Consider the following 24997-nt stretch of genomic DNA (forward strand, 5'->3'; position numbering starts at 1 on the left):
CTGGTACACCCGTCTCCCCCGGGATCAATGTGGATTTCAGTCGCTCAGATTGCAACAAAGCCGCATTGATCCCGCTGAGAGAAGGCGAGCTCAGGCGGGCAGCAGCGCGCCGATCTCCTCGCCGGCTTCGGCACCGTACGCCGCGCTCAGGCGCTTGATCGCGTCGTCGCGGTTCAGGCTCCACTCCTGCGTTCCGGTGGTCTCGAGGACCAGCACGGCAACCAGAGAACCGAGTTGAGCAGCTCGTTCGATGCTCGCTCCGGCGAGGTGGCCGGTGAGGAACCCGGCACGGAACCCGTCGCCCACTCCGGTGGGATCGACCTTGCTCGTCTCGGGCACGACACCGATGTGGGTGTGCTTCCCACCCTTTTCGACGATGTCCACGCCCCGCTTGCCCAGCGTGGTGACCCGCAGGTCCACCTTGTCCGCGATATCGGCGTCGGACATCCCGGTCTTCTGCTTGAGCAGTGCCCATTCGTATTCGTTGGTGAACAGGTAGGCCGCCCCGTCGATCAGGTCGGTGGCCTGTGCGGCGTCGAGTCGCGCGAGTTGCTGGGACGGGTCGGCGGCAAAGGGAACACCTGCCGCGCGGCACTGGTCCGTGTGGGCGGTCATCGCATCCGGATCGTTGGCCCCGATCAGCACGAGATCGAGCTTGTGGTGCGCGGCCAGCGCATCGATGGAGATGTCGCGGGCTTCGCTCATGGCACCGGGATAGAACGACGCGATCTGCGCCATGTCCTCGTCGGTGGTGCAGACGAAGCGTGCTGTGTGCGCGGTGGCAGACACACTGACGCCACTGCAATCGACTCCGTGCTCTTCCAGCCAGGTCCGATACTCGGCGAAGTCCGGCCCCACGGCTCCGACGAGGAGCGGAGAGCCGCCGAGGACCCCGAGTGCGTAGGCGATGTTTCCGCCCACTCCCCCCTTACGGATGACCAGGTCGTCCACCAGGAAGCTCAGCGAAATGTTCGCGAGCTGATCGGCGACGATCTGCTCGGCGAACCGACCGGGGAATCGCATCAGATGGTCGGTTGCAATCGAGCCGGATACCGCGAGAGTCACGAAGAAGAGCCTTTCGGAGTGAAGTTCTGGATGACCGACGAGCAGACACGACTGTGACCGATACACGAATACGTGTATCGGTCACAGTCGAGAGCGAGTCAGCTCAGTTGAACGAGTCGCCGCACGCGCACGATCCGGTCGCGTTCGGGTTGTCGATCGTGAAGCCCTGCTTCTCGATCGTGTCCACGAAGTCGATGGATGCACCCTCCACGTAGGGAGCGCTCATCCGGTCGACTGCGAGGGTGACGCCGCCGAAGTCGACCGCGAGGTCGCCGTCGAGGCTTCGGTCGTCGAAGAAGAGCTGATAACGCAGTCCTGCACACCCACCGGGCTGTACAGCAATGCGCAGCGCGAGGTCGTCGCGGCCCTCTTGATCCAGCAACGCTTTGGCCTTGGCCGAAGCGGTCTCCGTCATGGTGACCTTGTGCGCCGTGGTTTCGGTCGTTGTGGTCTCATTCGAAACGGTCATGGGCTCTCCCTATCAGTCGTACCAAACCCGTGAACAAACCCAACCGTACTCCGGGTTGCTCTATTCCTTGCGCGCGCCGCCCCTGTTCGAGGGCCCGGCAACAGCACTGCTCGCCACGTGCGCGGCCAGCTTCTCGAGCTGATTGGCCGCATCGGTCATGGCCACCTCCACAGACCCGGCGAACTCGCTGATCGAGTGAGCGGCCGAGATACCGGCCGACGCCAAGTCGTCCTTGCTCAACGTCACCTGGCCGGCGAGCACCACGGTCTCGATTCCGGTGGCACCGCCTGCAGCGGCGATTCTGGTCACCAACTTGCCTCGCAGCGACTGCGAATCGAACTTTCCCTCGCCGGTCAGCACAAGGTCGACGGAGTCCAGGAGTTCCCGCTGACCGGTTCGTTCCGCCACGACGGCAGCACCCGGCACCTGCCTGCCACCGAGCGCGAACAGGGCCGCCCCCATCCCGCCCGCGGCACCCGCACCGTGACGGTCTGCCACATCGTGGCCCGCAGCCGACAGAACGGCAGCCCAGTCGGCGTTCAGTTCTTCGAGTCGCTCGACCGTCTCGGTGTCGGCGCCCTTCTGCGGCCCGAACACCCGAGCAGCACCGGCATCGCCGAGCAGGGGGTTCTCCACGTCCGACGCGGCGACGAGGTCGATTCCCGAGAACCGTTCGATTGCCGACCCCAGCCCGCCGAGTGCGCGGATCATCGCTCGTCCGCCGTCGGTGCAACTGCTCCCGCCGAGTCCGACGACGATCGACGTGGCGCCACTGTTCAACGCCTCGCTCAGCAGCTGTCCGACGCCGTAGCTGTTCGCCTTCAATGCCGACTGCGGAGTCAGTGGACCGTCGACGAGGTGCAGCCCGCAGGCCTGAGCAGATTCGATGTACGCCACCGTGCCGTCGAGCAGCCAGCGGGCCTGCACCGGCGTCCCGAGCGGTCCGTCCACGTCAGCGACGTGGATTGTGCCGATGCGCGAGGCCAGTACCTCGACGAACCCCGGTCCACCGTCGGATTGGGGTGCCAGTTCCAGCTCGTCACCGCTCCGGACGCCCGCCCATCCTCTGGCAATGGCGGCGGCTGCATCTGCGGCAGTCAGGGTGTCCCCGAAGGAGTCCGGCGCAATCATCACTCGCATTCTCGGAAGTGTAGGACCGCAGTGCCCGAACAGCATCCGGTGCTGCGCCGCTGACCTGGCCGGTGTTCGAGTGCCTCCGCTCATCCCATACTCTGGTTGCGTGAAGCTGCTACGCCGTGGAAACTCTGACAATTCGGACGGACAGGACTCGAACGAGCCCGAGTCGACTGTGTCCGCCGGCGAGGCGACCTCGCCGGTGTCTCTCGGCAAAGGCCGACCGACCCCCAAGCGCCGTGACGCCGAGGCCCGCCGCCGCGGACCGGTCGCTCCGGCTCCCCTGACGAGCAAAGAGGCACGAGAGCGCCGCAAGGCGAACAAGGGCAGCAAGGAAGACCGTAAGGCTGCCTCGAACGAACGGCGTGCGGCAGCTGCGGAGCGTCGGGCGCGCATGCTTGCGGGCGACGACAAGTATCTGCTGCCTCGCGACAAGGGCCCGGTGCGTGCCTACGTTCGCGACATCGTCGATGCGCGGCGCAATCTTGTCGGCTTGTTCATGCCGCTCGCTCTCATTCTCATCTTTGCGCTGTTTCTGCAGCCGCAGGTACAGCAGTACGTCACTCTCGGCATGTTCGTGATGATGCTGTTCATGGTCGGCGAGGGCATCTACCTCGGCAAGATGATCAACAACCGCATTCGCGTCCGGTTCCCCGACACTCCCGACGGCGGCTTCAAGATCGGCTGGTACGCCTTCGTACGGGCGTCGCAGATTCGGAAGATGCGTGCCCCCAAGCCGCGAGTGAGCGCCGGCGAGGCTGTCTGACGTCGGTGGCCGTGCCGTCTCGAACGCTCGTCCTCGGCGGAGCCAGATCCGGTAAGTCCGCGCACGCAGAATCGTTGGTCACGACCCGCCCGGTCCGTTACGTCGCGACCGGACAGCGCGATGCGTCCGACGAAGACTGGCAGCAGCGCATCGAACTCCATCGTGCGTCGCGTCCGCCCGAGTGGACCACGGTCGAAACCGTCACCGGGCTGGCGACGGTGATGGCTCAGCCCTGGGGCGGCACCACGATGGTCGACGATCTGGGCACCTGGCTGACGGGAATGCTCGACGACGCAGCGGCCTGGGACCTGCCTCGCGGGACGATTGCTCCGGCCGTGGACGACTTGGTCGCGGCGGTCTCGGACTGCAGGTCGACTCTCGTGATCGTCAGCCCCGAGGTCGGCATGTCCGTGGTTCCCGAGTCGCGTTCGGGTCGACTGTTCCGTGACGAGCTCGGTGTCCTCAATGCGCGTCTCGCGCACGTGTGTGACAGGGTTCTGCTGGTCGTCGCGGGCCTCGCGCTGACCCTCAAAGAACCACCGGCGGATTCCCTGACCGCGAAAGGCCCAGTGTGACAACTCCTGTGGACGAGAATCCGGCACCATCACCGTTTCGACCGGTGCCCTCGCCGTCCGATTCCGCGCGGTACCAAGCTGCCGAGCGGCAAGGTCGGTTGACCAAGCCGGCCGGGAGCCTCGGCCGTCTCGAGACGCTCGGCGAGTGGATCGCCGCCTGCCAAGATGTCAGTCCGCCGAAGTCCTTCGAGCGCGTCCGTGTCGTCGTCTTCGCCGGCGACCACGGCGTCGCCGCTCATGGAGTGTCCGCGTACCCGCCCGAGGTCACGGCGCAGATGGTCGAGAACATCCGCGCGGGCGGTGCTGCGGTCAACGTCCTCGCGACCATCGCCGGGGCCACTGTTCGAGTGGTCGACATCGCTGTCGACGCCGACACCGATTCGTCGGTGTCCGCCTTCAAGATTCGGCGCTCGAGTGGTTCGATCGACCGCGAGGACGCACTGAGCGAGGACGAGGTGCGCGCCGCCGTCGCCGCCGGCGCTGCCATCGCGGACGAGGAGGTCGACGCTGGTGCGGACCTTCTCGTCGCAGGCGACATGGGCATCGGAAACACCACGCCCGCAACCGTATTGATCGCCACCCTCACCGATACCGAACCGGTCGCTGCCGTCGGCCGCGGCACCGGAATCGACGACGCCGGGTGGATCAGGAAGACCGCTGCGATCCGGGACGCGATGCGGCGGGCTCGGCCGGTCGCCAAGAATCCCACCGACCTGCTGCGGGTGGCCGGTGGCGCCGACATCGCCGCCCTCGCCGGCTTCCTCGCGCAGGCGGCGCATCGGCGTACCCCGGTGATCCTGGACGGTCTCGTCGTCACAGCAGCAGCACTGGTGGCGGAGGACGGTGCGGCCGGTGCCAGCGCGTGGTGGGTCGCCGGGCATCGTTCGGCCGAGCCCGCCCATTCACTTGCTTTGCGGCACTTGCGACTCGAGCCGTTGGTGGAGCTGTCGATGCGACTCGGTGAAGGCTCCGGCGCGTTGGCGGCGTTGCCGCTCGTTCGTGCGGGAGTCGACACGTTGAATTCGATGGCGACGTTCGCCGACGCCGGCGTCAGCACCGGCGACCCCGAAGTCCGCTGACCGTGAGGCTGCGGGCCGAGGGTCTGGTGCTCGCGTTCTCGTGGTTGACGGTGCTGCCCGTGCGTGGCCCGTCGCAGGTCGACAGGGTCCGCGCCGGTCGCGCGATAGCGCACGCTCCCCTGGTCGGTCTCGTCCTCGGGTGCGTGTGTGCGGCACTGCTGTGGGCGACGACGGTTGCCGGGCTGTCGGCAATCCTGTGCGGCCTCATCGCCGTTGCCGCCGCCGCGCTGCTGACGCGCGGTATGCACATCGACGGGTTGGCCGACACCGCCGATGGGCTCGGCTGTTACGGCCCGCCCGAACGTGCGCGGGAGGTCATGAAGTCCGGTAGTGCCGGACCGTTCGGGGTGGCGGCCATCGCTCTGACGTCGGCGATTCAGGCCGCGAGCCTGGGTCAACTCGCGCAGGAGCGACTGTGGTGGGCTGTCGTCGTGGTCGCGGTGACTGCCCGGGTGGCGGCAGTCCTGGCCTGCCGCAAGGGAATCGACGCATCGACGTCAGGCGGCTTCGGTGCGCTCGTGGCCGGAACGCAGTCCAACGCCGTCCTGACGCTGTGGGTCATTGCGGCAGCAGCAGCGTCGGTCTTCGCGCAACCCGATCGACCCTGGCAAGGGCCGCTGGTCGTCGTCGCGGTCCTGACACTGTCGGTGTTTGCCGTTCGACACTGCGTCCGACGCTTCGGTGGCCTCTCGGGCGATGTTCTCGGTGCCGCAATCGAGACCACTACGGCGTCGGCCGCGGTGGGCCTGTTGATCGGCAGCTGATCAGCGGAGCTTGGTCATCCAGCCGTGGGTATCGGCGAAGGTGCCGCGCTGGATGCCGGTGAGGGTGTCTCGCAGTGCGAGCGTGATCTCACCGGGTTCTCCGCCTGCGATCTCGAAAGAACCGTCGGTGGATTTGACGCTGCCCACCGGGGTGATGACAGCTGCTGTGCCGCAAGCGAACACCTCGGTGATTTCGCCCGCTTCGGCACCCTTGCGCCACTCGTCGGTGGAGATCCGTCGTTCCTCGACGGGGATGCCGGAGTCCGTCGCCAAGGCCAACAGCGAGTCGCGCGTGATTCCGGGAAGCAGCGACCCGGACAGCGAGGGCGTCACCAACCGAGCGTCGGAACCCGAGCCGAAGACGAAGAACAGGTTCATGCCGCCCATCTCCTCGACGTAGCGGCGCTCGGTGGCGTCGAGCCACACCACCTGATCGCAGCCCTCGTCGCTGGCCTGCGCCTGCGCGAGGAGGGAGGCGGCGTAGTTGCCTGCGAACTTCGCGGCACCGGTGCCGCCCGGTGCTGCGCGGACGTATTCGGTGGACAACCACACGCTCACCGGTTTGACGCCACGTGGGAAGTACGCGCCTGCGGGTGAGGCGATCAGCATGTAGCGATATGCGTCGGCGGGGCGCACACCCAGACCGGCTTCGGTGGAGAACATGTAGGGACGCAGGTACAGCGCGTCCTCGCCGCCCGCTGCGGGGACCCACTCGTGATCGAGCTCGAGCAGCTTCTCGATCGAGCCGATGAACAATTCGTCCGGCATCTCGGGCATGGCGAGCCGCTTGGCCGAGGTACGGAATCGTTCGGCGTTGGACTGCACCCGGAAGGTGGACAGATCGCCGTTGGGCTGGCGGTAGACCTTCAGGCCCTCGAAGATCGCTTGGCCGTAGTGCAGGACCATCGCCGCGGGGTCGAGCTCGATCGGACCGTACGGGGTGATCCTCGCGTCGTGCCATCCGCCGTCGCGGGTGTAGTCGATGCTGACCATGTGGTCGGTGAAGTGCTTTCCGAATCCGGGCGCAGCAAGTACCGCGTCACGCGCCGCGGAGGTTGCGGGCGAAGGATGCTGCACGTACGTGAATTCGGAAACACCTGTCATGCCGGGAATCCTATCGTGGGGTTCGTGGCGGTCTCACGCGGTCACCTGGTCTTGGCGACGACGAACGGCGGTGCGACCACTTCGCAGCGCAGGGCGCGGCCTCGAACGTCGACCTCGACCTCCGAACCCACCGCGGGAGCGGCCTGCGCGTCGAGGAGTGCAAGGGCGATACCGACCTTGAGAGTGGGCGAGAAAGTGCCGGAAGTCGTCGTTCCGAGATCGCGTCCCGACGCGCGCACCGTGAGACCGGGGCGTAGAACGCCGCGATCGAGAGCTTTGAGCCCGCGCAGAATCCGTGCCGGACCGTCTGCCTTCTGGGCGGTCAATGCGTCCTTGCCCCAGAACGAGTCCTTGTTCCACCCGATCGCCCAGCCGCATCGTGCTTCGAGGGGCGAGATGTCCTGCGCCAGTTCGTGTCCGTGCAGCGGGTACCCCATTTCGGTGCGCAGCGTGTCGCGCGCTCCGAGTCCGCACACCTGACCGTCCCGAGACCGCACCGCAGCCAGCAGCGCCAGGAACAACGGTTTCACGTCGTCGGCAGACGGGATCAGCTCGTAGCCCTGTTCGCCGGTGTAACCCGTGCGGCAGACCCGGACAGGCAGCGAGTTCCAGGTGGCGTCCTCGAATGCCATGTAGTCCATATCGGTCGGTAGACCCAGTTCCTGCAGAACCTCGGACGCCTTGGGCCCCTGCACGGCCAGCACTCCGAACTCGCGGTGCCGGTTCACCACCGAGACCCCGGCGGGGGCAGCGGCAGCCATCGCGTCGACCACAGCTGCCGTGTTCGCAGCATTGGGTACCAGAAACACGTCCTCGTCGGAGACGAAGTAGGCGATCAGGTCGTCGACGACGCCACCGGACTCGGTGCAGCACAGCGTGTATTGCGCTTTGCCCGGTTCGATCCTGGCCAGGTCGTTGGTGAGGACGGAGTTCACGAATGCGGCGGCCCCGGGGCCGGTCACCGACGCCTTGCCGAGGTGGCCGACGTCGAACAGACCCACCGTTTCACGCACTGCCGTGTGCTCGACGACGACGCCGGCGTACGAGACCGGCATGGTCCATCCACCGAACGGTGCGAACGTCGCGCCGAGTTCGGTGTGCACGGCGTGGAGTGGTCCTTCGATCAACTCGGTGTCGGTCATGGCGGCCACGCTAGCTCACCTTGCGGAGCGTCTCAGGTCGGTCGCCCCGGTACGTCCCTCGATCGTCGACGCCGCCGACCGTCATTAGGATCGAGGGACATACACGTCAACCCCTACAGGAGCAGCCACGTGCCTTCCCCCTCGACGCTCACCCGCACTCTCGGACCCGACCTGGTTCTCGCGGGCAAGCTCGGTAAGAAAGTCGACGTACTCGTCGTCGCATTGAGCACGAGTGACGACGGCCTCGAACTCTCCATCACCGACGACATTTCCGACGATGCGATCGCCACCGAATTGCTCGACGCGTTCGAAGCCGTCGGTGCCACCGGCAAGGCCGACGAAGTAGTGCGTATTCCGGCTCCGGCCGGTCTGGCCGTGGCGAGTGTGTTGGCCGTGGGCCTCGGCAACGCCGCCGACATCGACAGTGAACGCATTCGTCACTCGGCCGGCACCGCGGCTCGCGCGCTGTCCGGTGTCGAGACGGCGGCCACGACGCTCTCGGCGCTCGATCTGGGTGCGGCTGCCGAGGGCTTCTTCCTCGGCGCGTACCAGTTCGCCGAGTTCAAGTCGGCTCTCTCGGCACCGAAGCCGTCTGCGCTTCCGGTGACTCGCATCGAGTTGTTGGTGCCCGACACTCGCTCCAAGGATGCCAAGCGCGAATTGGAGAGGTCGATCGCGATAGCCGAATCAGTGGCTGTCGCAAGGGATTTCGTCAACACTCCGCCCAGCCATCTCTACCCGGAGGAGTTCGCGGCTCAGGCCAAGGCGCTGGGCAAGGCGGCCGGCCTCGAGGTCGAGATTCTCGACGACAAAGCCCTCGAGAAGGGTGGCTACGGCGGCATTCACGGAGTGGGCAAGGGATCGTCCCGACTGCCTCGGCTCGTGCGCCTGACGCACTCGGGAGGCAAGCGCGGCGCGAAGAAGGTTGCCCTCGTCGGTAAGGGAATCACGTTCGACACCGGCGGCATCTCCATCAAGCCTGCTGCCGGCATGGAGAACATGACCTCGGACATGGGCGGTGCGGCAGCGGTCATCGCCACGGTGGTGCTCGCCGCCAAGGTCGGTCTGCCGCTCGACGTCATCGCCACCGTCCCGATGGCGGAGAACATGCCGTCGGGCACCGCCCAGCGCCCCGGCGATGTGCTCACCCAGTACGGCGGCATCACCGTCGAGGTGATCAACACCGACGCCGAGGGCCGCTTGGTACTCGCCGACGCGATCGTGCGGGCCTGCGAGGACGATCCGGACTACCTGATCGACACCGCGACGCTGACGGGCGCTCAGGTCGTCGCACTCGGCAACAGGACTCCCGGCGTGATGGGTACCGACGACTTCCGCGACCGCGTCGCAGCAATCTCGCAGGCGATCGGCGAGAACGGATGGGCCATGCCGTTGCCGAAGGAGATTCGCCGCGAACTCGACTCCAAGATCGCAGATCTCGCGAACGTCACCAACGGTCGAGCAGGTGGCATGCTCGCCGCTGCTCTGTTCTTGAAGGAATTCGTCGCCGACGGCGTGGAATGGGCTCACATCGACGTTGCCGGCCCGGCATACAACACCGGTGGTCCGTTCGGCTACACCGGCAAGGGCGGCACCGGGGTTCCGGTCCGAACCATGTTCGCGGTTCTCGAGGACATCGCCGACAACGGTTGATCGTCTCCCGTCCGTGCGCGAGGCCCACGCCCTCGCGCACGGACGGCGTCAGCTGTCGCGCTGCTGTTGTTCGCGCTGCCGAACGATCTTCTGCCGAGCGTCGTGATCACGCATCCGCTGCGGATAGCCCGTCTTGCGGACGTCGTACACCGGAATCTTCAGGTCCGATCCGATCTTTCGTACATATTTTTCATCGAGCGGTCGACGCGTCCACTCACCGTCGTTCGCGACCAGAACCACCGTCAGCGGCGTGACCGTCGTTTTCGGTTCCACGTAGGCCTCGACGCCGATTCGCGCCGAGGTCCAATCGGCCAGGTACTGGGCAACCGAGCCTTCGGGTGCCCGTTTCGCGCCCCCGCCGCTCGACTTGAATCGATCGAACAATCCCACGCGAACTCCTCTTTCGTACGGCCGGCGAAGTCCGAGTTTCGGTGCCGGATCTTTGTTACCCACCAGTTCGACAGGCGTGTTGCACGCCCTAGGGGAACGGCGAGGCGACATCAATGGAAGGATGACATTAGAGGGTTCAGCTCTCTTGATTGTGAACCAAGGCTCGTGAAGTGAGTAAGTGAGTTGCCGAGAGGGAGTGTCGACGTGGGCGCTGGATCGAGCCGAACGTGCTCGGTGAGTGTCGATCGCACCGGTGCCTCCGTCGAACCGAATCACCCAACTCTCGTCCATGAACCCTGTTCCGCCAGCACAATGGTCTGCGACCACAAGTCGTAAGAACTACATCACCCGCATACAACTGTCGAGGAGTCAACAGACATGGCCTTCTCCGTCCAGATGCCAGCTCTCGGTGAGAGTGTCACCGAGGGAACTGTCACGAGGTGGCTCAAACAAGAAGGCGACACCGTCGAAGTCGACGAGCCATTGCTCGAAGTCTCCACGGACAAGGTCGATACCGAGATCCCGTCGCCTGCTGCCGGTGTTCTCACCAAGATCGTCGCTCAGGAAGACGACACCGTCGAGATCGGTGGCGAGCTCGCTCAGATCGGTGACGCGGACGAGTCTTCCTCGTCCGACGCCCCGGCCGAGGACGCCGCTCCCGCCGAGGAGTCGGCACCGGAGGAGCCTGCCGAGGAGCCCACTCCCGCAGCCGAGCCCGAGCCGCAGGCCGAGCAGGAAGCTCCCGCAGCAAGTGCCTCTTCCAGCTCCTCCGACTCGTCCGGATCCGGCACCCCGGTGACGATGCCCGAGTTGGGTGAGTCCGTCACCGAGGGCACCGTGACCCGCTGGCTCAAGGCCGTCGGCGACGAGGTTGCAGTGGACGAGCCGCTTCTCGAGGTGTCCACGGACAAGGTCGACACCGAGATTCCGTCTCCGGTCGCAGGCACCCTGCTCGAGATCTCCGCCGAGGAAGACGACACCGTGGCCGTCGGCGGCCAGCTCGCAGTCATCGGCTCCGGCTCGCCCGCCGAGAAGGCCCCCGAGCCCGAGGCAACTCCGGAGCCCGAGGCCCCGAAGGCCGAAGAGCCCAAGGAAGAGCCGAAGCCCGAGCCGAAGCAGGAAGCCCCCAAGAAGGAAGCTCCCAAGGCCGAGCCGAAGCCCGAACCGAAGCAGGAGGCTCCCAAGGCCGCTCCCGCCAAGGAATCGGCACCGTCGGGCGATTCGAGCCCGTACGTCACTCCTCTGGTCCGCAAGTTGGCGTCGGACAACGACGTCGATCTGTCGTCCGTCAAGGGCACCGGCGTGGGTGGACGCATCCGCAAGCAGGACGTTCTCGCTGCAGCCGAGGCCAAGAAGGCTCCCGCTGCTCCGGCCGAGGCCGCGGCACCCGCCGCAGCGTCGAAGCCCGCAGCACCGGCGACAGCGGGAGTTCGTCCCGAGCTCGCACACCTGCGCGGCACCACGCAGAAGATCAACCGAATTCGTCAGATCACCGCGAAGAAGACGCGTGAGTCGCTGCAGACTTCTGCTCAGCTGACGCAGACCTTCGAGGTCGACGTGACGAAGATCGCCGGCCTGCGTACCAAGGCGAAGGCGAAGTTCGCCGAGAACGAGGGCGTCAACCTGACGTACCTGCCGTTCTTCGCGAAGGCGGTCGTAGAAGCACTCAAGGCTCACCCGAACGTCAACGCCAGCATCAACGAGGACGCCAAGGAGATCACGTACCACGCCGATGTCCACCTCGGCATCGCCGTGGACACCGAGCAGGGCCTGCTCTCCCCCGTCATCCACAACGCCGGCGACCTGTCGCTGGCCGGACTCGCGCGGGCGATCAACGACATCGCCACCCGCGCACGTTCGGGTGGACTCAAGCCCGACGAGCTGTCCGGTGGCACGTTCACGATCACCAACATCGGCAGCCAGGGCGCGCTGTTCGACACCCCGATCCTGGTTCCGCCGCAGGCGGCCATGCTGGGTACGGGTGCGATCGTCAAGCGTCCCGTCGTCGTCAAGGACGACTCGGGCAACGAGTCGATCGGTGTTCGCTCGATGTGCTACCTGCCGCTCACCTACGACCACCGGTTGGTGGACGGAGCCGACGCAGGACGCTTCCTGACGACCATCAAGCAGCGTCTCGAAGTGGCATCGTTCGAGGCCGATCTGGGTCTGTAGACAACCGGCGAGTGTCGCGCCACGTATTCTCGTAGTAGCGCGAAACATTCGCATCGGGGTCTCGTTCACCAGGGGCACGGACAGAGCATCCGGGGCATCATTCGTTCGCGAATGGTGCCCCGGAGTGCGTCAAGGAGGCTTTCGTTCACATGCGCGTAGTCATTGCAGGTTCATCAGGCTTGATCGGCACAGCTCTCGTTGCAGCTCTGCGCGGCCGCAGCCACGACGTCACCAGACTGGTCAGACGCTCACCGGCGGGACCGGACGAGTCGCAGTGGGACCCGTCGCACGGCAGTATCGACCCCGCTGTGCTGGCCGGTGCCGATGCGGTCGTCAATCTGTGTGGTGTCGGTATCGGCGACAAGAGATGGTCCGGTGCGTACAAGCAGCTGGTGCGCGACAGTCGCATAGCGCCCACCGAGGTGATCGCGTCGGCTGCGGCGGACGCGGGTGTCCCCACCCTGATCAATGCCAGCGGCGTCAATTTCTACGGTGACACCGGCGACCGCGTGGTCGACGAGACCGCTCCGGTCGGTGACGGATTCCTCGCCGAGGTGTGCCGCGATTGGGAGAACGCCACGTCTGCGGCGTCGGAGGCAGGTGTTCGCACGATTCTGTTGCGCAGCGGTGTGGTGCTGTCGCAGCGCGGCGGCATGCTGGGCAAGCTGCGCCCGCTGTACCTGTTCGCGCTCGGTGGTCGATTGGGCAGTGGCCGACAGTACTTCCCCTGGATTTCGTTGGAAGACGAAATCGGTGCCATCGTGCACGGTATCGAGAACGACTCGCTGCGCGGACCGGTCAACATGGTGGGTCCGACTCCGGTGACCAACGCCCAGTTCAACAGCGCGATGTCGCGAGCGGTGCATCGTCCGGCCCCGTGGGTGGTGCCCGGATTCGCCCTGAAAGCGGTCATCGGTGAATTTGCCGAGGAGGCGATCCTGACCGGGCCGCGAGCCATTCCCAAGGCACTCGAGGATGCCGGCTACACCTTCGAGCACAACACCGTGGGCGAGGCACTGCGGGTGGCTGTCGGCTCATGACCCGGCGTAGCGTCTCGGTTCATGAGTGACGTGAACGCCCCGTCGATTCCGGCCACCGGCACCGACTCGGCTCGGGCAAGCAGCGAACCGGTCGTCGTGCGAGAGCTGGGCACCGTCGAGTACACCCAGGCGTGGGCTCTCCAGCGGGAACTGGCCGACGCCCGCGCCGACAATCGGGGCCCGGATACGTTGCTGTTGCTCGAGCACCCTTCCGTGTACACCGCGGGGCGGCGCACCTCGAAAGAAGACATGCCGCGCGACGGTACTCCTGTGGTCGAAGTGGACCGCGGCGGCAAGATCACCTGGCACGGGCCGGGCCAACTGGTCGGCTACCCCATCGTCGCGCTGGCGCAGCCGATCGATGTCGTCAAGTACGTCCGCCGGATCGAGGAAGCGCTGATTTCCGTGGTGTCCGATCACGGCATCGCGTGCGGGCGGGTGGACGGCAGGTCCGGGGTGTGGCTCGCGTCCGAGGTTCGCGACGGCGTGCTTCTACCCGAACGCAAGATCGCGGCCATCGGCGTGCGAGTTCAGCGCGGCGTGACCCTGCACGGCTTCTCCCTCAACTGCAATTCGGCGATGACGGGTTTCGACGCGATCGTGCCGTGCGGAATCGCCGACGCCGGTGTGACGTCGCTGTCGCTCGAGCTGGGGCGAGACGTCCCGGTCGACGAGGTACTCGAGTCGGTCACGACGGCAGTTCTGGCCGCGTTGGACGGATCGATGCCGGTCAGAGAGCACGACCTCGAGCACCCGGAGATCACCACCGCGACGGTGAACCCGCAATTCACGACGGTTCGGTTCGGCGCGTAGCATTGCTGACGTGACTGTGGCCCCAGAAGGACGCAAGCTGCTCCGCCTCGAGATCCGAAACGCGGAGACCCCCATCGAACGCAAACCCAGCTGGATCAAGACCAAAGCCAAGATGGGCCCGGAATACACCGAGCTCAAGGGTCTTGTGAAGCGTGAGGGTCTGCACACGGTGTGCGAGGAAGCCGGCTGCCCGAATATCTACGAATGCTGGGAAGATCGCGAGGCGACCTTCCTCATCGGCGGCGAACAATGCACCCGTCGATGCGATTTCTGCCAGATCGATACCGGCAAACCCGAGGATCTCGATCGCGACGAGCCTCGCCGCGTGGCGGAGAGTGTGCAGGCCATGGGTCTTCGCTACTCCACGATCACCGGAGTCGCCCGCGACGACCTCGAAGACGGTGGTGCGTGGCTCTACGCAGAGACCGTCCGGTACATCAAGAAGCTCAACCCCAACACCGGCGTCGAGCTGCTGATCCCCGACTTCAACGCCAAGCCCGATCAGCTGGCCGAGGTGTTCTCCTCCCGCCCGGAGGTGTTGGCCCACAACGTCGAGACCGTGCCGCGCATCTTCAAGCGCATCCGTCCCGCATTCCGGTACCAGCGGTCGATGGACGTCATCACCGCCGCGCGTGACGACGGTCTGGTCACCAAGTCGAATCTCATTCTCGGCATGGGCGAGACTCCCGAGGAAGTCCAGGAAGCGATTCGCGACCTGCACGAGGCGGGCTGCGACATCCTGACGATCACCCAGTACCTGCGACCGTCACCGCGGCACCACCCCGTCGAGCGGTGGGTCAAGCCGGAGGAGTTCGTCGAGCACTCCGACTACGCCACCGAGGTCGGGTTCGCCGGCGTGCTGGCCGGCCCGTTGGTCCGCTCCTCGTACCGCGCCGGACGCCTCTACGCGCAGGCCATGGCACACCACGGTCGCGAACTGCCCGAGAGCATGAGCCACCTCACCGACGGCGGCGAAGCTTCTCAGGAGGCCAGCTCGTTGATGGCTCGGCTGGCTCCTCGCTGATCGCTCCACTCGACGTGGCGCGATGCACGTGAGCGTCGGCACAGGCCGTATCCTGTGAGGTATGGCGAACGGCAGTAAAGCTGGCAAAGCGGCAAAGCCCAGCAAGGAAGCAAAGGCGGCTGCCAAGGCAGCCCGCAAGCAGGCATCGAAGGAACGGCGCAGCCAGTTGTGGCAGGCGTTCCAGATGCAGCGTAAGGACGACAAGGCTCTCCTTCCGCTGATGATCGGAGCGGTGGTCGGTCTCGGGCTGATCGGCTTCCTGATCGGTCTGGCCTTCGGCTTCCAGTGGTTCCTTCTCCCCATCGGTCTCCTGTTGGGCGTGCTGGTCGCGTTCATCATCTTCGGCCGGCGGGTTCAGAAGTCCGTGTACAAGAAGGCCGACGGTCAGGCCGGTGCTGCGGCGTGGGCCCTGGACAATCTTCAGGGATCGTGGCGTGTCACCAATGCCATCGCAGGCACCACGCATCTCGACGCAGTGCACCGGGTGATCGGGAAGCCCGGAGTGATTCTCGTTGCCGAGGGTGCCCCGCAGCGTGTGAAGACCCTCCTGGCCCAGGAGAAGAAGAAGACCGCCCGGCTGGTGGGCGATACTCCGATCTACGACATCATCGTCGGCAACGGGGAGAACCAGATTCCACTGTCGGGTCTGCAGAAGTATCTGTCGAAGCTGCCGAAGAACATCGACGGCAAGCGGATGGACACCATCGAGTCCCGGCTGGCCGCGTTGGGCACCAAGGGTGGCCCGGCAATGCCCAAGGGACCGATTCCCGGTGGGGCCAAGATGAAGGGCGTTCAGCGGACCATGAAGCGTCGCTGACCCGTATTTCGACCGACAGCCCTGGTGCGTCGACCCCTCAGCGGGTCCGCAGCAGGGCTGTTCCCGTTGCGCGGTCGTGCATTCCCCGGCCGTCCATGTCGGTGATCACGGCCGGGACGACGAACAGCAGAATGAGCTGCCGCACCAATGCCCGGACGAAACCGACTCGCGCATGGGCGTCGATGCGTCCCACCTGCACTCCCACGATGAACTGCCCCGGGGTGAACGAGAACAGCGAGACGCTCGCGATTCCTACGACGAACCACACGGCCAGCACGATCGTCGAGATCAGTCCGCTGGTGGTGTAACCGCCGAGAATCAGCGACGCCACACCGGTGGCCATCGTCCAGTCCAGCAGCAACGCCAGGACTCTACGACCGGTTCCGGCGAGTGCGCCGACGCCCCGCGCGGGCAGACCGAGTTGTTCCCCACGGAAGTTCTGCGGCGGTCGTGGGTTCGCGGCCGCCGGTCCGGACAACCAGGACCCTGTCATTCGTGCCATGATTCCCAGGATAGGCGCGGTCGGGCGCGCGGAAAAACGGGTGGACGTACTGTTGTTCGTGCCAACCGTGAACCACGACGTGTAACACGGGCGAAACACGAGCTTGACGGGCGGGCAACACCGAGTCCATACCGTCAGTTCGACGGACTCTCAACTAAGGAGCAAAAGCGTGGCGTTTTCCACGGCCCAAGAGGTCATCAAGTTCATCGCAGATGAAGGAATCGAATACGTCGACATCCGATTCACGGATCTGCCGGGTGCACAGCAGCACTTCTCCATCGCTGCCAAGGCGTTCACGGCCGACACCCTGGAAGACGGCCTCGCGTTCGACGGCTCGTCCGTCCGCGGCTTCCAGTCGATCCACGAGTCCGACATGATCCTGCTGCCGGACTACGCCACCGCTCAGGTCGACCCGTTCCGCAACGCCAAGACGCTGAACATCGACTTCTTCGTCCACGACCCGTTCACGCGTGAGGCCTACAGCCGCGATCCGCGCAACGTTGCTCGTAAGGCCGAGGAGTACTTGGCCAGCACCGGCATTGCCGACACCGCGTACTTCGGTGCCGAGGCCGAGTTCTACATCTTCGATTCGGTTCGCTTCGATTCGCAGGCCAACGGCGCGTTCTACGAGGTCGACTCGTCCTCGGGTTGGTGGAACACCGGAGCCGAGACCGAAGCCGACGGCAGCCCCAACCTCGGCTACAAGGTTCGCTTCAAGGGCGGCTACTTCCCCGTCGCGCCGTACGACCACTACGTCGACCTGCGCGACCAGATCTCGACCAACCTGCAGAACGCAGGCTTCGAGCTCGAGCGTGCCCACCACGAGGTCGGCACCGGCGGTCAGCAGGAGATCAACTACAAGTTCAACACGCTGCTCCGCGCGGCGGACGATCTGCAGCTGTTCAAGTACATCGTCAAGAACACCGCCTGGCAGAACGGCAAGTCGGCAACCTTCATGCCGAAGCCACTGTTCGGCGACAACGGCTCGGGCATGCACGTGCACCAGTCGCTGTGGAAGGACGGTAAGCCCCTCTTCCACGACGAGGCCGGATACGCCGGACTGTCCGATCTGGCACGTCACTACATCGGCGGCATTCTGCACCACGCTCCGTCGCTGTTGGCCTTCACGAACCCGACGATCAACTCGTACCACCGCCTGGTGCCGGGCTACGAAGCCCCCATCAACCTGGTCTACAGCCAGCGCAACCGCTCTGCGGCAGTGCGTATCCCGATCACCGGTAACAACCCGAAGGCCAAGCGCCTCGAGTTCCGTGCGCCGGACTCCTCGGGCAACCCGTACCTGAACTTCGCCGCTCAGATGATGGCGGGCCTGGACGGAATCAAGAACAAGATCGAGCCGATGGCTCCGGTCGACAAGGACCTCTACGAGTTGCCGCCCGAGGAAGCCAAGAACATTCCTCAGGCACCCACCTCGCTCAACGCGGTCATCGACCGTCTCGAGGCCGACCACGACTACCTCACCGAGGGTGGCGTCTTCACCACCGACCTCATCGAGACGTGGATTTCGCTCAAGCGTGAGCAGGAGATCGCTCCGGTCAACCTGCGTCCGCACCCGTACGAGTTCTCGCTCTACTACGACGTGTGAGTTCTCGGGTCATTTTTCGCCGGTGACCCGTCGATAGTCCACGAACGCCCGACCGGGCTGACCCGGTCGGGCGTTCGCGGTTCGAATGGGCTTGTCGCCGAAGCCGTTTCGTCGTTTCGCTGCAAAAGGGTTCACCTGACGTTTGAATGGGTAACGACGGGGTACAGAAAAGCATCCGCGCTCAGCCGAACAGAGGACTACAACTGCATGGACGCTCTGTGGGACTTCATTGTCGGGCGGCGAAGGCAGTTGGCGATCGATTCGTATCTCCACGTGTCGGCCGTCATTCAATGTGTCGTCATTGCAACCGTCATCGGGGTGGCGATCGGTGTGCTCGTGTACCGAAGCCCTGCGGGCTCCGCAGTCGCGACGGCCCTGGCGAGTACGGTTCTCACCATCCCGTCGTTCGCACTGCTCGGAGTTCTCATTCCGGTGCTGGGTCTGGGCGTCAAACCCACTGTGACAGCACTTGTTCTGTACTCGCTTCTCCCCATCATCCGCAACACCGTGGTGGGCTTGGCAGCCGTCGATCCGGCCGTTGCCGACGCGGCTCGCGGAATTGGAATGAGCCGCGCTCTGGTGTTGCGCCGCATCGAGATCCCACTCGCGTGGCCGTCGATCCTCACCGGCATGCGCGTCAGTACGCAGATGGCCATGGGCATTCTCGCCATCGCCGCGTACGCCAAGGGTCCCGGACTCGGCAACCTCCTCTTCTCGGGCCTCGCGCGCGTGGGTAGCCCCACAGCTCTACCGCAGGCTCTGACCGGCACTGTCCTGATCGTCCTGCTGGCGTTGATCCTCGATGGGATCTACGTGTTGATCGGCAAACTGACCACCTCGAGGGGTATCCGTGAGTGACTCGACCCGTACATCGAATGTCTCCGGCGCGGAAATCGTGCTCGAGAACGTGACCAAGAGCTACCCGGGGCAGAAGCTCGCTGCCGTCGACAACGTGTCGATGACCATCCCCGCGGGCGAGGTCGTCGTACTCGTCGGGCCGTCCGGTTGCGGCAAGACGACGACGATGCGCATGATCAACCGTCTGATCGAGCCGACATCGGGCCGCATCACGATCGGTGGCAAGGACGCACTGTCGATCGATCCGAACGAATTGCGCCGCACCATCGGTTATTCCATTCAGCAGGCAGGCCTGTTCCCGCACATGACGATTGCGCAGAACGTCGGGATGGTGCCGGGTCTCATCGGGTGGAACAAGAAGCGAATCGACGACCGCACGGACGAGATGCTGGACCTCGTCGGCCTCGATCCGGCGGTCTATCGCCAGCGTTATCCGCGGCAGCTCTCCGGCGGTCAGCAGCAACGCGTCGGAGTCGCACGCGCTCTTGCCGCCGATCCCCCGGTGCTGTTGATGGACGAACCGTTCGGTGCCGTCGACCCCATCACCCGCGGGTTGCTGCAGGACGAATTGATGCGTCTGCAAGCAGAATTGGGCAAGACCATCGTTTTCGTCACGCACGATTTCGACGAGGCGGTCAAGCTCGGTGACCGCATCGCCGTGCTCGGTAACCAGTCCACGATCCTCCAGTACGACACCCCCGAGGCGGTGCTCGCCAACCCGGCCGACGACACCGTGGCCGGGTTCGTCGGAGCCGGAGCCGCGTTGAAGCAGCTGACGTTGATGCGAGTACGCGACATCGAGCTGTCCGACGTGCCGGTGTTCGGCGAGGACGACTCGGTGGAGTCGATGAACTCCGCGCTGGGATCGGATCCCGAAGCCTGGGGAATCATCGTCGATTCCCGTAGACGCCCGATTCGGTGGACGGATCGACGCCACCTCGCGGGTGTGGGGAGCCTCCGTGACGTCGGGGTGCCGATGGGAGAACTGGTGTCGACCCAGTCGACCCTGCAGGATGCTCTGGAAGCTCTACTGTCCGAGGGCAATGCGACGGCGACCGTCACCGGCAATCGCGGCGAGTACGTCGGCACCGTGACCATCGACGTGCTGATCGACACCATCAAGTCGTTGCGGTCGCAACACGCGAACGATCACGACGAGCCGCGCGAAGCTGCTGGGACTCCGTCGTGACGACACTCGCCGATACCGGCGACGAGACCAAGGACGCCGCGCGTACTGCCAAGCGCGCCGAGCGAATTCGTCTTCTCATCCAGCCGGCCCTGGTGCTGGTGATCGTGGCGATTCTGTTGGTCTACGCGTTGACCAGAGACCTCACCGCGACGCAGGCCGAGACGATCAACATCAGCACGATCTCCACCAGGGTTCTCGAGCATGTGCTGATCACGTTCGTCGTCACCGCGTTGGTGCTCGTCATCGCCGTGCCTCTGGGAATTCTGTTGACTCGCAACGGGTATCGCAAAGCTGCACCACTGTTCATCGGTATCGCAAACATCGGGCAGGCCGCACCGGCCGTCGGCTTGCTGGTGTTGTTGTTCCTGTGGACGGGCGCAACGGGTTTCTGGACCGGCGTTCTCCCGATCGCGTTCTATTCGTTGCTCCCCGTTCTGCGCAACACCATGTTGGGCTTTCAGACAGTCGAGCCGAACTACATCGATGCCGCTCGCGGACAGGGCATGTCGAACATGGGCATTCTGCGCCGCATCGAATTTCCGCTCGCGGTTCCGTTCATCCTGGCGGGTCTGCGCACCTCGCTCGTGCTCGCCGTCGGCACCGCAACTCTGAGCTTTCTGGTCGGGGCAGGCGGGCTCGGCGTGCTGATCGACACCGGCTACAAGCTCAACCAACCACTCATTCTCGTCGTGGGTGCCGTTCTCGCGGTAGCACTGGCGCTGCTGGTGGATTGGCTGGGCGCACTCGCCGAGGCCTACCTCGGACCGAAAGGACTCCGCTGATGCGGCGCACCACCCGACGACTCGCAGCGCTCTGCGCCACCACCGCTCTCGCGCTGACGGGGTGCGGATTGCAGTCCGGCGGCGCGATGCCGTTGTCGGTCGAGGCCGGCAGCATCACTCCGCTCGAGGGGCTCGAAGGTGCCGAGTTCACCGTCGGATCGAAGGACTTCACCGAGCAGATCATCCTCGGCTACATCCTCGAATTCGCGCTCAGCGCAGCCGGTGCCGACGTTCGAGACCTCACCAACATCGTGGGCTCGCAGAGCGTTCGACTCGCGATGCAGAACGGCCAGGTTGACCTCGCCTACGAGTACACCGGAACCGGGTGGATCAACTACCTGGGCAACGAGAAGCCCATTCCCGATGCCACGGAACAGTTCGAGGCAGTGCGCGACGCCGACAAGGCCAACGGCATCGACTGGGTCAATCCCGCGCCGATGGACAACACCTACGCGCTGGCCATGAATCAGCAGGTCGCGCAGGAAACCGGCGTGCGCACGCTGTCGGACTACGCCGCTCTGGTGAACCGAGATCCCGCCGCCGCGTCGCTGTGCGTCGAGACCGAGTTCAACAGTCGCCAGGACGGACTCCCCGGCCTCGCCGCCACGTACGGTTTCGACGCCAACGCGATCTCGGTGCAGATTCTGCAGACCGGCGTCATCTATCAGGCAACTGCGGACGGTTCGCAGTGCCGCTTCGGTGAGGTGTTCACCACCGACGGCCGAATCAAGGGCCTTAACCTGACCGTGGTCGAGGACGACAAGGCGTTCTTCCCGCGGTACAACGCGACTGTCGTCGTGCGGCAGGAGATCGCCGATCGCTATCCGGAGATAGCCGAGGTCACCGCGCCCATCTCCGCTGCGCTCACCAACGAAGCGATCTCGGAGTTGAACAAGCAGGTCGACATCGACGGCCGGGAACCCGCGGACGTCGCACGTGACTGGATGGTCGAGCAGGGCTTCGTCACCGCGGGCAGCGACTAGAGCCCTCCGAACGTCCTCTCCACGACCGCTTTGGCCCGACGCGTGACGCGCAGATAGTTGTCGAGGAATGCCCCGGCGTCGCCGTTCTCCCACCCCGCCACCTGTGCGACGGCGGACAGGACGGCACCCGGTCTCGGCAGTTGGTCGGTCGGCTTACCGCGAACCAGGACGAGCGCGTTGCGCGCTTTGGTCGCCAGGATCCACGCTTCGCGCAGCAACTCGATGTCGGTCTCACTCATCAGCTCGGCTGCGCCGATCGCGTCGAGAGTTTGCAGCGTCGAGGTGTTGTGCAGTGACTCGACCTTGTGTGCGTAGCGGAGCTGGATGAGCTGTACGGTCCACTCGATGTCCGCCAGTCCCCCGCGTCCGAGCTTGGTGTGGGTGGCCGGGTCGGCTCCCTTGGGGAGACGTTCGGAGTCGATCCGCGCCTTGATACGCCGAATTTCACGGACGGCGTCGGCGGACACTCCCCCCTCGGGGTAGCGAACCTTGTCGGCCATCAGCAGGAAGCGGATGCCCAGGTCCTGATCTCCCGCCACCTGATGCGCACGCAGCAGAGCCTGTACCTCCCAGGCCTGAGCCCACTGGGCGTAGTACGCGGCGTAGGACGACAGCGTGCGCACCACCGGGCCGTTGCGACCTTCCGGGCGGAGGCCGGTGTCGACTTCGAGAGGCGGGTCGGTGCTCGGCGCTCCGAGCAGTTTCCGGATGCGATCGGCAATGGTGTTGGCCCACTTGACCGCAACGGTCTCGTCGACGCCGTCCACCGGTTCACAGACGAACAGCACGTCGGCGTCGCTTCCGTAGCCGAGTTCGCCGCCGCCGAGGCGTCCCATGCCGATGACGGCCAGGGTCGCCGGTGCCGGCTCGCCGCGCTCCTTCTCACTCGCCCGCACGGCGGCCGCCAATGCCGCGTTGATCACTGCGGCCCACACCGAGGACAACGCCCGGCAGACCTGAGGGACGTCGAGCATGCCGAGTATGTCGGCCGAGGCCACCCGGGCCAGTTCGTGGCGGCGCAGAGCCCTGGCGGCATTGATCGCCCGAACCGGGTCCTCGTAGCGAGCCGAGGACGACAGGATCGCGCGGTAGGTCTCTTCGGGTTCGGCGTCCAGCAGGCGCGGGCCGGTCGGCCCGTCGGCGAACAACCTGATGACCTCGGGGGCCTTGATCAGCAGATCCGGCACGTACGCCGAGGATCCAAGGACGATCATCAGCCGCTGGGCCACCGCACCCTCGTCGCGCAGCACTCGCAGGAACCACGTCTGCTCGCCGGCCGATTCCGAGAGCCGTCGGTAGTTCAGCAGCCCGGCGTCGGGATCCGGTGTGTCGGCGAGCCATTCGAGCAACGTCGGCAGCAGCACGGCCTGAATCTGACCGCGGCGGGTACCGGAACCGACCAGCGCTCGCAGGTGGCCCAACGCATTCTGCGGCGTCGCGTACCCGAGCGCGGCAAGCTGACGCGTCGCCGCGTCGGGGGTCAAACGCACTGTCTCCGAGTCGAACTTGACCACCGAGTCGAGCAACGGTCGGTAGAAGAGCTTGGCGTGCAGCCGACGGATGCGCTGCGCGTTGCGCTTGATCTCGGCGTTCAGCACACCGAGCGCATCGCGGTTACCGTCGGGGCGCATGTGCGCGGAACGCGCGAGCCACCGCAGACCTTCCTCGTCGTCCGGTGGAGGCAGGGTGTGTGTGCGGCGCATCCGCTGCAATTGCAGTCGGTGCTCGATCAATCGCAAGAATTCGTAGGACGCGGTCAGATTCGCGGCGTCGTCACGGCCGACGTACCCGCCCTCGGTCAGAGCCGTCAGGGCATCGGTCGTGCCCAGTACGCGCAACGACTCGTCTGTTCGGCCGTGCACCAATTGCAGGAGCTGGACGGCAAATTCGACGTCGCGCAGACTGCCGCGTCCGAGTTTGATCTCCCGTTCGCGCAGCTCGGTCGGCACCATCTCCTCGACCCGTCGCCGCATCGCGCGGACCTCGGGCACGAAGTCCTCACGCTGACTGGCCAGCCACACCATCGGATTGACGGCATCGACGTAATCGTTGCCGAGGGCGATATCGCCGGTCATCGGCCGAGCCTTGAGCAGGGCCTGGAACTCCCAGGTCTTGGCCCAGCGCTTGTAGTAGGCCACGTGCGAGTCGAGCGTGCGAACCAGCTCGCCGCGCTTACCTTCGGGGCGAAGCGCAGCGTCGACCTCGAAGAACGCCGAGGACCCGATGCGCATCATCTCGCCGGCGATCCGACTCGCCTGTGAGTCCGCCGGCTCGGCGACGAACACGACATCGACGTCCGAGACGTAATTGAGTTCGCGCGCACCGCATTTGCCCATGGCGATGACGGCCAGCCGCGTCGGACACGGGGCATCGGGGCACACGGTCGCCACCGCCACCGACAGAGCCGCAGTGAGCGCCGCGTCTGCCATGTCGGACAGTTGAGCTCCCACCACCGTGTACGGCAGGACCGGTTCGTTCTCGACGGTCGCGGCGAGGTCGTAGGCGGCCAACACCATGATCTGGTCGCGGTACTTCTTGCGCAGGGCGATCACGGCGGGCGGGCCGGTGACGGACGCCCGGTACAGATCGGGTGCGGCATTGGGCCCGGTCTCCGGCTCGGCCCCGACGGCCTCGAGCAGTTCCGCGACCAGCGTTGCCTTGCTGGGCAACTGGATCTTCGCCGACACACCGCTGCTCTGACCTTCCGCGGTCAGTAACAACCGCCAGGTGGTGTCGTCGGCAACGAGGTGGTCGGCGAGTGCACTGGACGCGCCGACGAGTCCCAGGAGGCGGCCGCGGAATCCCTTGTCGTTACGCAGTGCGGTGTCGAATTCGGCCCAGCCACTGCCGAGCATCTCGTACATGCGCACCAGCGTGCGCAGTGCGAGATCGGCGTTGGGGGCACGCGAGAGCGACCACAGCAGCTCGAGACTCTCTTCGCCCGTCCAGCCCAGGGTGCGCAGATCGGACGGCGCAGTCTCCTCGACGAGACCGAGGCGGCCAGGTCCGGGTACGACCGACCTGGAAGTGGGAGGACGCACCATCAGAATCCACCTCGGGGTGCCACAGA

The 24997-nt window shown here is 65.5% G+C and carries 23 protein-coding genes; 15 read left to right on the forward strand and 8 right to left on the reverse strand.

Annotation, left to right across the window (positions count from 1 at the left end):
- Nucleotides 1-90: 90 nt before the first annotated feature.
- The 3 genes from CH281_RS16890 to CH281_RS16900 form a co-directional block, all read right to left on the reverse strand.
- Nucleotides 91-1065 (reverse strand): carbohydrate kinase family protein, encoded by a 975-nt coding sequence (locus tag CH281_RS16890; protein WP_094695340.1) that lies wholly within the window; start codon nucleotides 1063-1065, stop codon nucleotides 91-93.
- A 103-nt stretch (nucleotides 1066-1168) separates the two neighbouring features.
- Nucleotides 1169-1534 (reverse strand): HesB/IscA family protein, encoded by a 366-nt coding sequence (locus CH281_RS16895; RefSeq protein WP_027497390.1) that lies wholly within the window; start codon nucleotides 1532-1534, stop codon nucleotides 1169-1171.
- 60 nt (nucleotides 1535-1594) lie between these two features.
- Nucleotides 1595-2674, reverse strand: coding sequence for a glycerate kinase family protein (locus CH281_RS16900; protein ID WP_094694891.1), 1080 nt, complete (start codon nucleotides 2672-2674; stop codon nucleotides 1595-1597).
- A gap of 100 nt (nucleotides 2675-2774) precedes the next feature.
- Here CH281_RS16900 and CH281_RS16905 point away from each other — a divergent pair, with 100 nt between their 5' ends.
- From CH281_RS16905 to CH281_RS16920, 4 genes are read left to right on the forward strand one after another with little or no spacing between them, the layout of a single operon-like run.
- Complete coding sequence (locus CH281_RS16905; protein WP_027497392.1) at nucleotides 2775-3434, forward strand: DUF3043 domain-containing protein; 660 nt, start codon at nucleotides 2775-2777, stop codon at nucleotides 3432-3434.
- Between the two features lie 5 nt (nucleotides 3435-3439).
- Nucleotides 3440-4009, forward strand: coding sequence for a bifunctional adenosylcobinamide kinase/adenosylcobinamide-phosphate guanylyltransferase (cobU, locus tag CH281_RS16910; RefSeq protein WP_094694893.1), 570 nt, complete (start codon nucleotides 3440-3442; stop codon nucleotides 4007-4009).
- The gene (gene cobT, locus CH281_RS16915) at nucleotides 4006-5088 is read left to right on the forward strand and encodes a nicotinate-nucleotide--dimethylbenzimidazole phosphoribosyltransferase (protein ID WP_094694895.1); all 1083 of its coding nucleotides are present in this window, start codon (nucleotides 4006-4008) and stop codon (nucleotides 5086-5088) included. The genes cobU and cobT overlap by 4 nt, the downstream gene beginning before the upstream one ends.
- Nucleotides 5089-5090: 2 nt before the next feature.
- Nucleotides 5091-5852: an adenosylcobinamide-GDP ribazoletransferase gene (locus CH281_RS16920; protein WP_094652568.1), complete on the forward strand. Its 762-nt coding sequence runs from the start codon at nucleotides 5091-5093 to the stop codon at nucleotides 5850-5852.
- On the opposite strand, the gene CH281_RS16925 is transcribed toward CH281_RS16920, so the two are convergent.
- Nucleotides 5853-6956, reverse strand: a complete 1104-nt coding sequence (locus CH281_RS16925) for a branched-chain amino acid aminotransferase (protein WP_027497396.1) — start codon at nucleotides 6954-6956, stop codon at nucleotides 5853-5855.
- A 41-nt stretch (nucleotides 6957-6997) separates the two neighbouring features.
- The gene (gene gcvT / locus CH281_RS16930) at nucleotides 6998-8098 is read right to left on the reverse strand and encodes a glycine cleavage system aminomethyltransferase GcvT (protein WP_094695341.1); all 1101 of its coding nucleotides are present in this window, start codon (nucleotides 8096-8098) and stop codon (nucleotides 6998-7000) included.
- A 129-nt stretch (nucleotides 8099-8227) separates the two neighbouring features.
- Here gcvT and CH281_RS16935 point away from each other — a divergent pair, with 129 nt between their 5' ends.
- On the forward strand, nucleotides 8228-9751 hold the full coding sequence (locus tag CH281_RS16935) for a leucyl aminopeptidase (protein ID WP_032368123.1): 1524 nt from the start codon (nucleotides 8228-8230) through the stop codon (nucleotides 9749-9751).
- Between the two features lie 48 nt (nucleotides 9752-9799).
- Here the strand turns inward: CH281_RS16935 and CH281_RS16940 are convergent, their stop codons facing one another.
- The gene (locus tag CH281_RS16940; RefSeq protein ID WP_032368429.1) at nucleotides 9800-10141 is read right to left on the reverse strand and encodes a hypothetical protein; all 342 of its coding nucleotides are present in this window, start codon (nucleotides 10139-10141) and stop codon (nucleotides 9800-9802) included.
- A 378-nt stretch (nucleotides 10142-10519) separates the two neighbouring features.
- Between CH281_RS16940 and sucB the strand changes: the two genes are divergently transcribed.
- From sucB to CH281_RS16965, 5 genes are all read left to right on the forward strand, one after another.
- Nucleotides 10520-12313, forward strand: a complete 1794-nt coding sequence (gene sucB / locus CH281_RS16945; protein ID WP_032387845.1) for a 2-oxoglutarate dehydrogenase, E2 component, dihydrolipoamide succinyltransferase — start codon at nucleotides 10520-10522, stop codon at nucleotides 12311-12313.
- Between the two features lie 149 nt (nucleotides 12314-12462).
- Nucleotides 12463-13353 carry a TIGR01777 family oxidoreductase gene (locus CH281_RS16950; RefSeq protein WP_048318650.1) on the forward strand — a complete coding sequence of 297 codons (891 nt, stop codon included), beginning with the start codon at nucleotides 12463-12465 and terminating at the stop codon, nucleotides 13351-13353.
- Between the two features lie 21 nt (nucleotides 13354-13374).
- A complete protein-coding gene (gene lipB, locus CH281_RS16955; RefSeq protein WP_094694897.1) occupies nucleotides 13375-14166 on the forward strand; it encodes a lipoyl(octanoyl) transferase LipB in 792 nt (263 codons plus the stop codon).
- Nucleotides 14167-14176: 10 nt separating this feature from the next.
- Nucleotides 14177-15190 carry a lipoyl synthase gene (lipA, locus tag CH281_RS16960; protein ID WP_176457962.1) on the forward strand — a complete coding sequence of 338 codons (1014 nt, stop codon included), beginning with the start codon at nucleotides 14177-14179 and terminating at the stop codon, nucleotides 15188-15190.
- A 61-nt stretch (nucleotides 15191-15251) separates the two neighbouring features.
- Nucleotides 15252-16007, forward strand: a complete 756-nt coding sequence (locus CH281_RS16965; RefSeq protein ID WP_027497404.1) for a DUF4191 domain-containing protein — start codon at nucleotides 15252-15254, stop codon at nucleotides 16005-16007.
- A gap of 37 nt (nucleotides 16008-16044) precedes the next feature.
- On the opposite strand, the gene CH281_RS16970 is transcribed toward CH281_RS16965, so the two are convergent.
- Nucleotides 16045-16509, reverse strand: coding sequence for an RDD family protein (locus CH281_RS16970; protein WP_032370280.1), 465 nt, complete (start codon nucleotides 16507-16509; stop codon nucleotides 16045-16047).
- Nucleotides 16510-16678: 169 nt separating this feature from the next.
- On the opposite strand from CH281_RS16970, the gene glnA reads away from it, so the two are divergent.
- The 5 genes from glnA (at nucleotide 16679) to CH281_RS16995 (ending at nucleotide 21927) form a co-directional block, all read left to right on the forward strand.
- Nucleotides 16679-18115 carry a type I glutamate--ammonia ligase gene (glnA, locus tag CH281_RS16975; protein WP_032368128.1) on the forward strand — a complete coding sequence of 479 codons (1437 nt, stop codon included), beginning with the start codon at nucleotides 16679-16681 and terminating at the stop codon, nucleotides 18113-18115.
- Nucleotides 18116-18322: 207 nt separating this feature from the next.
- A complete protein-coding gene (locus tag CH281_RS16980; RefSeq protein ID WP_027497407.1) occupies nucleotides 18323-18973 on the forward strand; it encodes an ABC transporter permease in 651 nt (216 codons plus the stop codon).
- Entirely contained in the window at nucleotides 18966-20162 is a 1197-nt protein-coding gene (locus tag CH281_RS16985) for an ABC transporter ATP-binding protein (protein ID WP_027497408.1), read from the forward strand. The genes CH281_RS16980 and CH281_RS16985 overlap by 8 nt, the downstream gene beginning before the upstream one ends.
- Complete coding sequence (locus CH281_RS16990) at nucleotides 20159-20944, forward strand: ABC transporter permease (RefSeq protein ID WP_027497409.1); 786 nt, start codon at nucleotides 20159-20161, stop codon at nucleotides 20942-20944. The genes CH281_RS16985 and CH281_RS16990 overlap by 4 nt, the downstream gene beginning before the upstream one ends.
- Nucleotides 20944-21927, forward strand: coding sequence for a glycine betaine ABC transporter substrate-binding protein (locus CH281_RS16995; protein ID WP_032390995.1), 984 nt, complete (start codon nucleotides 20944-20946; stop codon nucleotides 21925-21927). The genes CH281_RS16990 and CH281_RS16995 overlap by 1 nt, the downstream gene beginning before the upstream one ends.
- On the opposite strand, the gene CH281_RS17000 is transcribed toward CH281_RS16995, so the two are convergent.
- Entirely contained in the window at nucleotides 21924-24971 is a 3048-nt protein-coding gene (locus CH281_RS17000; protein WP_032382797.1) for a bifunctional [glutamine synthetase] adenylyltransferase/[glutamine synthetase]-adenylyl-L-tyrosine phosphorylase, read from the reverse strand. The two genes, CH281_RS16995 and CH281_RS17000, sit on opposite strands and share 4 nt — an antisense overlap.
- Nucleotides 24972-24997: the final 26 nt, after the last annotated feature.

Origin of the sequence: Rhodococcus sp. 06-221-2 (assembly GCF_002258365.1) — a bacterium.
GTDB lineage: Bacteria > Actinomycetota > Actinomycetes > Mycobacteriales > Mycobacteriaceae > Rhodococcoides > Rhodococcoides fascians.